At 54.8% G+C, this 230-nt stretch carries 1 pseudogene; it reads left to right on the forward strand.

Annotated elements, in window-relative coordinates:
- Positions 1-230: pseudogene (locus ACYP03_RS28405) on the forward strand (type IV pili twitching motility protein PilT); the annotation flags it as partial.

Genomic DNA, 230 nt, shown 5'->3' on the forward strand with positions numbered 1-230 from the left:
GGATACTGCATTTAGTGCCCGAAGAGCGGCGCGAATCGTTTTTGTTTGATTTGTCGCTGAACCTGAAAGGGATACTGGCGCAGCAGCTGATCCCCGATCCTTCCGGTGAGGGCCGCCATGCGGTGTTTGAGTTACTGATCAACACACCCAGAGTGTCGGATCTTATCCGGCGCGGAGAATTGCATGAACTGAAGGCGACCATGGCCAAAGGCCGTGAGCATGGCATGATC

This window comes from Photobacterium sp. R1 (assembly GCF_054600795.1).